10 protein-coding genes are annotated in these 9,089 nt (G+C 61.0%); 7 read left to right on the top strand and 3 right to left on the bottom strand.

The features are described from left to right. Nucleotides 1-84 precede the first annotated feature (84 nt). Nucleotides 85-876 carry a hypothetical protein gene (locus tag ACW9JE_RS25665; protein ID WP_224541024.1) on the bottom strand — a complete coding sequence of 264 codons (792 nt, stop codon included), beginning with the start codon at nucleotides 874-876 and terminating at the stop codon, nucleotides 85-87. A 99-nt stretch (nucleotides 877-975) separates the two neighbouring features. Next, nucleotides 976-1,929, bottom strand: coding sequence for an alpha/beta hydrolase (locus ACW9JE_RS25660; RefSeq protein ID WP_457434322.1), 954 nt, complete (start codon nucleotides 1,927-1,929; stop codon nucleotides 976-978). A gap of 129 nt (nucleotides 1,930-2,058) precedes the next feature. Between ACW9JE_RS25660 and aroC the strand changes: the two genes are divergently transcribed. Genes aroC through ACW9JE_RS25645 form a run of 3 tightly spaced genes read left to right on the top strand, consistent with a single transcriptional unit; the run spans nucleotide 2,059 to nucleotide 4,892 of the window. Next, the gene (gene aroC, locus ACW9JE_RS25655) at nucleotides 2,059-3,150 is read left to right on the top strand and encodes a chorismate synthase (RefSeq protein WP_457434321.1); all 1,092 of its coding nucleotides are present in this window, start codon (nucleotides 2,059-2,061) and stop codon (nucleotides 3,148-3,150) included. Between the two features lie 42 nt (nucleotides 3,151-3,192). Next, complete coding sequence (locus ACW9JE_RS25650; protein ID WP_457434320.1) at nucleotides 3,193-4,341, top strand: MFS transporter; 1,149 nt, start codon at nucleotides 3,193-3,195, stop codon at nucleotides 4,339-4,341. Beyond that, a complete protein-coding gene (locus ACW9JE_RS25645) occupies nucleotides 4,341-4,892 on the top strand; it encodes a 1,2-dihydroxy-3-keto-5-methylthiopentene dioxygenase (protein WP_457434319.1) in 552 nt (183 codons plus the stop codon). The genes ACW9JE_RS25650 and ACW9JE_RS25645 overlap by 1 nt, the downstream gene beginning before the upstream one ends. Nucleotides 4,893-5,016: 124 nt before the next feature. Here the strand turns inward: ACW9JE_RS25645 and ACW9JE_RS25640 are convergent, their stop codons facing one another. Further along, nucleotides 5,017-5,295, bottom strand: a complete 279-nt coding sequence (locus ACW9JE_RS25640) for a DUF3509 domain-containing protein (RefSeq protein ID WP_224541016.1) — start codon at nucleotides 5,293-5,295, stop codon at nucleotides 5,017-5,019. Nucleotides 5,296-5,641: 346 nt separating this feature from the next. Here ACW9JE_RS25640 and ACW9JE_RS25635 point away from each other — a divergent pair, with 346 nt between their 5' ends. The 4 genes from ACW9JE_RS25635 to ACW9JE_RS25620 all read left to right on the top strand — a co-directional run bounded on the left by ACW9JE_RS25635 (nucleotide 5,642) and on the right by ACW9JE_RS25620 (nucleotide 9,036). After that, the gene (locus ACW9JE_RS25635) at nucleotides 5,642-7,480 is read left to right on the top strand and encodes a long-chain-acyl-CoA synthetase (protein ID WP_457434318.1); all 1,839 of its coding nucleotides are present in this window, start codon (nucleotides 5,642-5,644) and stop codon (nucleotides 7,478-7,480) included. 94 nt (nucleotides 7,481-7,574) lie between these two features. Continuing rightward, complete coding sequence (locus ACW9JE_RS25630) at nucleotides 7,575-8,093, top strand: ankyrin repeat domain-containing protein (protein ID WP_224541011.1); 519 nt, start codon at nucleotides 7,575-7,577, stop codon at nucleotides 8,091-8,093. A gap of 140 nt (nucleotides 8,094-8,233) precedes the next feature. Beyond that, the gene (locus tag ACW9JE_RS25625) at nucleotides 8,234-8,764 is read left to right on the top strand and encodes a hypothetical protein (RefSeq protein WP_457434317.1); all 531 of its coding nucleotides are present in this window, start codon (nucleotides 8,234-8,236) and stop codon (nucleotides 8,762-8,764) included. 80 nt (nucleotides 8,765-8,844) lie between these two features. Then, nucleotides 8,845-9,036 carry a PLDc N-terminal domain-containing protein gene (locus ACW9JE_RS25620; protein ID WP_175376952.1) on the top strand — a complete coding sequence of 64 codons (192 nt, stop codon included), beginning with the start codon at nucleotides 8,845-8,847 and terminating at the stop codon, nucleotides 9,034-9,036. Nucleotides 9,037-9,089 lie beyond the last annotated feature (53 nt).

The raw sequence follows: 9,089 nt of genomic DNA, 5'->3' as shown, positions 1-9,089 counted from the left end.
TCGCGGGAAAACCTTACTCCGACGGATTCGGTGACTTGGAGGAGCGAGGCTTGCCCGCGAATGCCGCACCACAATTTCAAATATTCAACGGTGCGTGGCAATCCAGATCAACAACCCCGCCTGAAACACCGCAAACGCCACCAGACAGGTAATGGTGAAACGCAACCCAGCGTCTTCACGCTTGTACTTGCTCACCTTCTCTTCGTGTTTCTTCAGCTTCACTTCCTGCTCGGCCAGGTTCTGCTCGGCCTGCTGGAGCATCTGCGCCGCCTCAAGAATCTCCACGACCTGCAGCTTTTCCGTATTCCAGTCGCCCAACAGGTCGCCGACCCGCACCTCACTGACGCTGCCCTTCAAATGCTGAGGATCGGCGTACACCACATCGAAGCCATGAACCCGCAGGAAGTGATCGCGGCGCAGACGAGTGTCTTCGCTCAGCGCATCCTTGTTGTTCAGGTCGGTGCCGTCGACGGTGTAGCCGGGCCAGCGTTTCTTCGCCCAGTTGATGCCTTGCGCCGCCATGTAACGGCCGATGCCGCGGTTCAGCGGTTCGATCTGCAGGCCGCTGTCGGGGCCGAAGTGCACGCGTTTTTCCGCGTGGTCGACCCACACGTCCAGATTGTTCTGCTCCTTGCGCACCCGCTGGCCTGGCAGGGTGATGGTCATGCGCAGCAAGCTGCTTTGCTTGTCATTGCGCTCGGCGTAACCGAATTCGACAAAGCGCAGGGGCCGCCCGCCGGTGTTGCGGTCAGTCTGCAACGGCGCCAGGCGGAGCATCTTGTGGTGCTCGACGTGGACGTCCGCCCATGGCAGCTCGACCGCTGGCGGTGCTTCTTTTTCAGCGGTGGTGTCGGTTGAAGTCGGGGTGTCTGTCATAACGTCAAGATCCTGTCCAGGCTCAGCTTGTCACCAACCATTGCGTTGGCGACAAAGGCTTATCGGCCGTTTTGTTCAGGACTGGAGGGTAAACAGCGTTTAACGGATGGGAAGTCCGTCAATAAACCCGAGAATGTGTGTGCCCAGCTCGGCGGCCAGGGGCAGATTCGGGTCCTTGTAGGAGGCCAGCTGCCGTTTGACGTCGTTGGGCACGATGCGCAGGACATGGTTCATGCCTTCGATCAGCGCCAGTTGCGCGTCCGGTTTGGCGGCTTTCAACAACCGCGCGTCCTCGACCCCGACCTGAATATCGCTGCTGCCCTGAATGATCAGCGCCGGCATTTTCAGCCGGGCAAAGGCTGCCGCCGGGTCCTGGCGGAACAGCGAAATCAGGTACGGCTGCACGCTTGGGCGGAAAATAACCTGGAGCGGGGCTGGCACGTTGTCATCGGTTTTCCCGGCCTTGAGGCTGTCGAGCAGCTCATTGCTGCGCAACATCAAGGGTGGCGGCAAGCTACGGGCCAGTTGCTCACGCAGCACCTGATCGATCGGCCGCGCGCTGCCGGACATGGAAATCACCGCCGCTGCATCGACACTCGGTGCGGCGAGGCTGGCGATCAACGCGCCTTCGCTGTGCCCCAGCAGGATCAGCTTGCCGAAGCGCGGGTCGGCCTTGAGCTTGCGACCCCAGGCCTCGGCGTCGGAGACGTAGCCTTCGACCGACAGATTGCGCTCGTCCGGAGTCGCCGCCAGGCTCGCCGCCACGCCGCGTTTGTCGTAGCGCACGCTGGCGATGTTGTGTTTGGCCAGCACCCAGGCCAGGCGCTTGAGGCTGTCATTGCGCCCGCCGTCGGGGTTGTTGCCGTCGCGATCGGTGGGGCCGGAGCCGGAAATGATCAGCACCACCGGCACTGGATTGTCGGACTTGGGCAGCAGCAGCGAGCCGAAAAGCTCACCGTTGCCGGTGTCCAGGGTGATCGGCCGTTGCAGAACAGTGGCCTGGGCGAAGCCGGTAAACAAGGTCAGGGTCAAGAGCAAAACTCGCAGCATCATCAGGCCATCATCATCAGGATGCCGGTTGGACTCGCCAATCGGCGTTAGGTTCGAGGATGAACTGATTGGGTAGCCTGCGTATACTGGCGCGCATTACGTATTTGGGTTCGATTTCACGGAGCGTCCTGCATGTCCGGCAATACCTACGGCAAGCTGTTCACTGTCACCACCGCGGGCGAAAGCCATGGCCCGGCGTTGGTCGCCATTGTCGATGGCTGCCCGCCGGGCCTGGAGATTTCCCTTGAGGATCTGCAGCGTGATCTGGACCGGCGCAAGCCCGGCACCAGCCGCCACACCACCCAGCGCCAGGAAGCCGACGAAGTCGAAATCCTCTCCGGCGTGTTCGAAGGCCGCACCACCGGTTGCGCCATCGGCCTGTTGATCCGCAACACCGACCAGAAGTCCAAGGACTACTCGGCGATCAAGGATCTGTTTCGCCCGGCCCACGCCGACTACACCTACCACCACAAATACGGTGAGCGCGATTATCGCGGCGGCGGTCGCAGCTCGGCGCGGGAAACCGCCATGCGCGTGGCGGCGGGTGCCATTGCCAAGAAGTACCTGGCCACCCAAGGCATCGTCATTCGCGGTTACATGAGCCAGCTTGGCCCGATCGAGATCCCGTTCAAGACCTGGGATTCGGTGGAACAGAACGCCTTCTTCAGCCCGGACCCGGACAAGGTGCCAGAGCTGGAAGCCTATATGGACCAGCTGCGTCGCGACCAGGATTCGGTCGGCGCCAAGATCACCGTGGTTGCCGAAGGCGTGATGCCGGGTCTGGGCGAGCCGATTTTCGACCGCCTCGACGCGGAGCTGGCCCACGCGCTGATGAGCATCAACGCGGTCAAGGGCGTGGAAATCGGCGCCGGTTTCGCCTCTGTCGCCCAGCGCGGCACCGAGCATCGCGATGAGCTGACCCCGGAAGGTTTCCTCAGCAACAACGCCGGCGGCATCCTCGGCGGCATCTCCTCCGGTCAGCCGATCGTTGCCCACCTGGCGCTCAAGCCGACTTCGAGCATCACCACCCCGGGCCGCTCGATCGACATCAATGGCAACCCGGTGGAAGTCATCACCAAGGGCCGTCATGACCCGTGCGTCGGCATCCGCGCCACGCCAATCGCCGAAGCGATGATGGCCATCGTGCTGATGGATCACCTGTTGCGTCACCGCGGGCAAAACGCCGACGTGCGCGTGAGCACGCCGGTGCTCGGTCAGCTGTGAATGGCCGATCTGCATGAATGATATGAAAAGCGCCGCAGTCTGATGGCTGCGGCGCTTCCGTACTGGCGGCTCTCCAGTTTCTATCTGTTCTATTTCGCCCTGCTCGGATCGACCGCGCCGTTTCTGGCGTTGTACTTCGATCATCTGGGCTTTTCTGCCGCGCGCATCGGCGAGTTGGTGGCGATCCCGATGCTGATGCGTTGCGTGGCGCCGAACATCTGGGGCTGGCTCGGTGACTACACCGGCCGGCGCCTGGCCATCGTGCGCTTCGGCGCGGTCTGCACGCTGCTGACCTTTTCGCTGATCTTCGTCAGCAAGACCTACGCCTGGCTGGCGATGGTCATGGCCTTGCACGCGTTCTTCTGGCATGCGGTGTTGCCGCAGTTCGAGGTCATTACCCTGGCGCACTTGCAGGGGCAGACCTCGCGCTACAGCCAGATCCGCCTGTGGGGTTCCATCGGTTTCATCATCACCGTGGTCGCGCTGGGGCGCCTGTTCGAATGGCTGAGCCTGGATATTTATCCGGCGGCGCTGGTGCTGATCATGGCCGGCATCGTCCTGAGCAGCCTGTGGGTGCCCAATGCGCAGCCTGTCCAGGGTGCAAAGTTGACGGGTGAGGGCTTTCTCGCCCAGTTACGCAGCCCCGGCGTGCTGGCGTTCTACGCCTGCGTGGCGCTGATGCAGATGAGCCACGGTCCGTATTACACCTTTCTGACCCTGCACCTCGAGCGCCTGGGTTACAGCCGAGGGGTGATCGGCATGCTCTGGGCCGTCGGCGTGGTGGCCGAAGTACTGATGTTCATGGCGATGAGCCGGATCCTTGCGCGCTTTTCCCTGCGGCGTGTGCTGCTGGCGAGTTTCCTGCTGGCGGCGCTGCGCTGGGTGCTGCTGGGCTCGCTGGCGGAGTTTCTCTGGGTGCTGCTGTTTGCCCAGGTCCTGCACGCGGCGACCTTTGGCAGTTTTCACGCCGCTGCCATTGCCTTCGTGCAACGCAGCTTCGGCCCGCGTCAGCAAGGGCAGGGCCAAGCGTTGTATGCCGCCCTGGCCGGCACCGGCGGCGCAATAGGCGCGCTGTATTCGGGCTACAGCTGGAATGCCCTGGGCGCGGCATCAACCTTTAGTATTGCCAGTCTCGCAGCCGTCGCGGCAGCCGTTATCATCGCCACACGTATGCAAGAAGGAGCGCCTTAATGAGCAGCCTGTCCGTTTTTCACGTCTCAAGCCCCGAAGTTCCCAACAAGGTGCTGACCCATTTCGAAGATATCGCCTCGACCCTGGCCGAGCAGGGTGTGCGTTTCGACCGCTGGCAAGCCGCGACGAAGCTCCAGCCGGGCGCCAGTCAGGAAGAGGTGATCGCCGCCTATCAGGCGCCAATCGACCAGTTGATGACCGAGCGTGGCTACGTCACCGTCGACGTGATCAGCCACAGCAACGATCACCCGCGGAAAGACGAACTGCGCGCCCAGTTGCTCGATGAACACCGCAAGAGTGAGGACGAAGTACGCTTTTTCGTTGCCGGGCGCGGTTTGTTCAACCTGCACATCGACGATTACGTCTATGCGGTGATGTGCGAGAAGAATGATCTGATCCTGGTGCCGGCCCGCACCAAGCATTGGTTCGACATCGGGGAGAACCCGCATTTCGTGGCGATTCGCCTGTTCAAGAACCAGGAAGGCCTGGTGGCGAACTTCACCGGGGACAACATTGCCAGCCAGTTCCCGCGGCTCGATGACATCACATAACCTGTAGGAGCGAGCATGCTCGCGATGAACGTTCAGACACCGCTGGGCATCAGGTTTCCAGCGTTATCGTTAACGACCATCGCGAGCATGCTCGCTCCTACAGGAAAGCAGAAATCCGCTTTAGTCAGGCCGAGTGATAGGTCGGCAACGCAAACCGCTGCTGGCTCTGCAGCATCGAAATCTGCGGCAACTCGCTGGCCTGCTCGGCCAGGTCACGGCGGATGGCGCTGATGACCCACGACAACTGGTCGCCATTGTGCAGCTGCTGATAGGAAATCGAGCGCTTGAACACTCTGTCCTCGGCACCCCGCAAGGTCAGCAGAATCCCGCCGTCAGGACGAGGCTGGGTGATGACTTCGTAGTTGGAGAACAGGGATGCGAATTTTTCCTGGATCAGGTTCATGTCTTTCAGCTCCGTGATGACTTGAATAGGCAAGCATGCACAGAGCTTTGCAGTGATTGTGCCAGTATCCGATGGTGATTAAATTCCTTTAAAAACAACAAGTTATATTTAGAGCTGATTTTTGCTTTCGTGCAATTTGCAAGAACAGCCATCGTGCATCCTGCATTTTGCGAGGTTCTCGGCGGCTGGATTGAACCATTTGAAGTCCTCGCGCTCGCGATCTCCAACACCGCTGTTGCAGATACAAAACATTTCAAAAACCGCGTGTACAGCTCAAGAACCCTTGACGTATTTTCGGGCTTCATTAAACGCCGCCCGACAATAAGAAGAGCGAACGGGAGCCGCCATGCGCCGCACGCCAAGCGACACGATCACCTGGAGCATGATGCTCCGCAAGCTGCCTTCGATCGCCAAGGCCCTGCCACGGGTGGTCAAAGGCATGAAGGTCGCCAACGTCAAGGACCCGAACCAACCGTGTGGTCTGGCCTGGAGTTTCGAGCAGGCGACCCTGCGCAATCCCGACGGCCCTGCATTGCTGCACGATTCGCTTGCGCTGACTTATACACAGGTCAACCAATGGGCCAATCGAATCGCCCACCATCTGATCGAACAGGGCATCGGCAAGGGCGATGTGGTGGCGGTGTTTATCGAGAACCGTCCGGAGCTGCTGGTGACGATCCTGGCGGTGGCCAAGGTCGGCGCGATCAGCGCCTTGCTCAACACTTCGCAGACCCGCGACACACTTGTCCACAGCCTGAATCTGGTAGCGCCGGCGGCAATTGTCGTCGGCGAGGAATTGGTGCCGGCGTTTCTGGCGGTACGCGAGTCGGTGTCGATCCCGGCGGCGCACTGCTGGTTCGTTGCCGACCAGAACACCTATGATCATCCGGGTATCGCGCCCGAAGGCTTCATCAATCTGATGACCGCCAGCATCGACGGCCCCGTCGACAACCCGGCCAGCAGCCGGCAGATCTTCTTCGACGACACCTGCTTCTATATCTACACCTCGGGCACCACCGGATTGCCCAAGGCCGGCGTGTTCAAGCACGGTCGCTGGATGCGCAGCTTCGCCAGCTTCGGCATGGTCGCGCTGGATATGCAGCCAACGGACATCGTCTATTGCACGTTGCCGCTGTATCACGCCACGGGCCTGTGCGTGTGCTGGGGTTCGGCCATCAGCGGCGCTTCGGGCTTTGCCTTGCGCCGCAAGTTCAGCGTCAGTCACTTCTGGAGCGACGTGCGCAGGTACCGCGCGACCACACTGGGATACGTCGGCGAACTGTGCCGTTATCTGGTGGATCAACCGCCCGGCGAGGACGACAACCGGCACCAGGTGACCAAGATGATCGGCAATGGCCTGCGCCCCGGCGCCTGGCACGAGTTCAAAACGCGTTTTGGCGTCAGGCACATCTGCGAGCTGTATGCCGCCAGCGACGGCAACATCGGTTTCACCAACATCCTGAATTTCGACAACACGGTGGGGTTCTCCCTGATGTCCTGGGAGCTGGCCGCTTACGATCATGACAGCGGCGCGCCGATCCGTGCCGCCAACGGTTTCATGCGCAAGGTAGACAAAGGCGAGCAGGGCCTGTTGCTGGCGAGGATCGACGACAAGGCGCCGCTGGACGGCTACACCGATCCGCAAAAAACCGAGAAGGTCGTTTTGCACGATGTATTCGCCAAGGGTGACCGCTACTTCAATACCGGCGATCTGCTGCGCAACATCGGTTTCGGCCACGCCCAGTTCGTCGATCGCCTGGGCGATACCTATCGCTGGAAGGGCGAAAACGTCTCGACCACTGAAGTCGAGAACATGCTGCTCAAGCATCCGCTGATCTCCGAAGCCGTGGCCTATGGCGTGGAAATCCTCAACACCAACGGCCGGGCAGGGATGGCGGCGATCACGCCGGCCGAATCCCTGGCGACCCTGGATTTCAGCGCGCTGCTGGCGTTTCTGCGACAACAGCTGCCAGCCTACGCGGTGCCACTATTTCTGCGGGTGAAGCTGAAAATGGAGACCACCGGGACCTTCAAGTACCAGAAAACCCGGCTCAAGGACGAAGGCTTCGATCCCGCCCGCACCGGTGGCGACCCGATCTACGCCTGGCTGCCTGGCAGCGATACCTACGTACAGGTCACCGAGCCCTTGCTGACGGCGATTCAGGATGGTCGTTACCGTTATTGAGCCGCTATACCCATGTATCGGAAAAAAGAAGTGACAGTGCCGGGGCCGCTCGGGAAACTGTCGGCTTTCCGAATGACAGAACCTGGAGTGTCCAATGTCAGACCAAAGCCGCCAGATGACCCCCGAAGAAGCCGCCGAGTTTGCCGAACAGGTATTCAACAAGGCACGGGAGGGCGATGCGGCCATGATGGCAGCGCTGCTGAGCAAGGGCCTGCCGGCGAACCTGCGCAATCACAAGGGCGACACTCTGTTGATGCTGGCCGCATACCACGGCCACGTGGAGACGGTGAAAGTCCTGCTCGAACACAAGGCCGACCCGGAAATCCGCAACGACAACGGCCAGAGCCCGATCGCCGGCGCAGCCTTCAAGGGCGACCTGGCGGTGGTCACGGCGCTGGTCGAAGGCGGCGCGCTGGTTGAGGGCTCGTCGTTCGACGGCCGAACGGCGCTGATGATGGCGGCCATGTTCAACCGCGTCGCCATTGTCGATTATCTGATCAGCAAAGGCGCCGATCCGCGGGCCAAGGATGCCAACGGTGTGACGGCGCTGGATGCGGCGAAGACCATGGGCGCTACCGATACCGTTGCGCAGCTGGAAAAATTGCTGGGCTGATTGGTTCAAAGACTCTGTGGTGAGTGGATAAATCCCCTCACCACAGGTTTGCATTCCAACCGCATGACCGGTTCCGCAGCACCTCGCCAAATGCGTTATCCTTCGCGCCCTCAAAATCCCCTCGCTACAGGATCCGCCCCATGAAAGCCGCACTCGTCGAACTCATCAGCAAAATCAGCTCCGGGTGCATGGGCGAAGACGAAATCCTCAAGGTCGCTGACGAAGCGGCCCAGGCCTATGCGGATCCTGAAGCCTTCCTGAGCGCCAACCCGGACATCAACTTCGATGACACCTTCCCGATCCCGTTAGGCGAATGGGTGGTCATCGGCAGTCTGCCCGACACCGTGCTGTTCCAGGCCGACACCTACGTCGACCTGTTCGCCCAGATCGTCGCCTCGTTCGGCCCCGCAGTGGAGTTCAACCTCAAGCCCAAGCAACTGGCCAAGACCGAGGCGCTGACCGCGCTCAACCGCATTCAGGTGCAAATGAGCAGCATGAACAAGGAAAACGGCGGCTACACCCTGATGAACCTCAGCCAGTTGCTCGACGATGAACTGCAGATGGTGCTGGTCTACGGCAACGACGTGCCACGGGTGCTGGAATTGTGCGCGCAGGTCGGCATCGCGGCGGCGCCGGCCCTGGAAGCCCTGAAAGTGGCGATCCACGTCTGAGTCGACAAAGCTGTCAATAAAACGGAACCCCGGACAGAGCCGGCTATCCTAATGGCATACCACTCTTGCGGAGCATTGCCATGGGTTCCACCTTCAACAGCCTGGTTGGCCTGATCATTCTTGCCCTGGATATCTGGGCAATCATCAACGTCCTGAAAAGCGGCGCCGAAACCGGGATGAAAGTCCTCTGGGTGCTGTTGATCGTCCTGCTGCCGGTGCTGGGCCTGATCATCTGGGCCATCGCCGGGCCGCGGGGGGATGTCAGGGTCTGATCCCGACCCTGTAGGAGCGAGGCTTGCCCGCGAAGACGGCGGACCAGACAACA

This window comes from Pseudomonas sp. SDO55104_S430 (assembly GCF_054070595.1).
The sequence above is the reverse complement of the archived record's forward strand: the minus strand, read 5'-3'. Positions and strand labels throughout refer to the sequence as shown.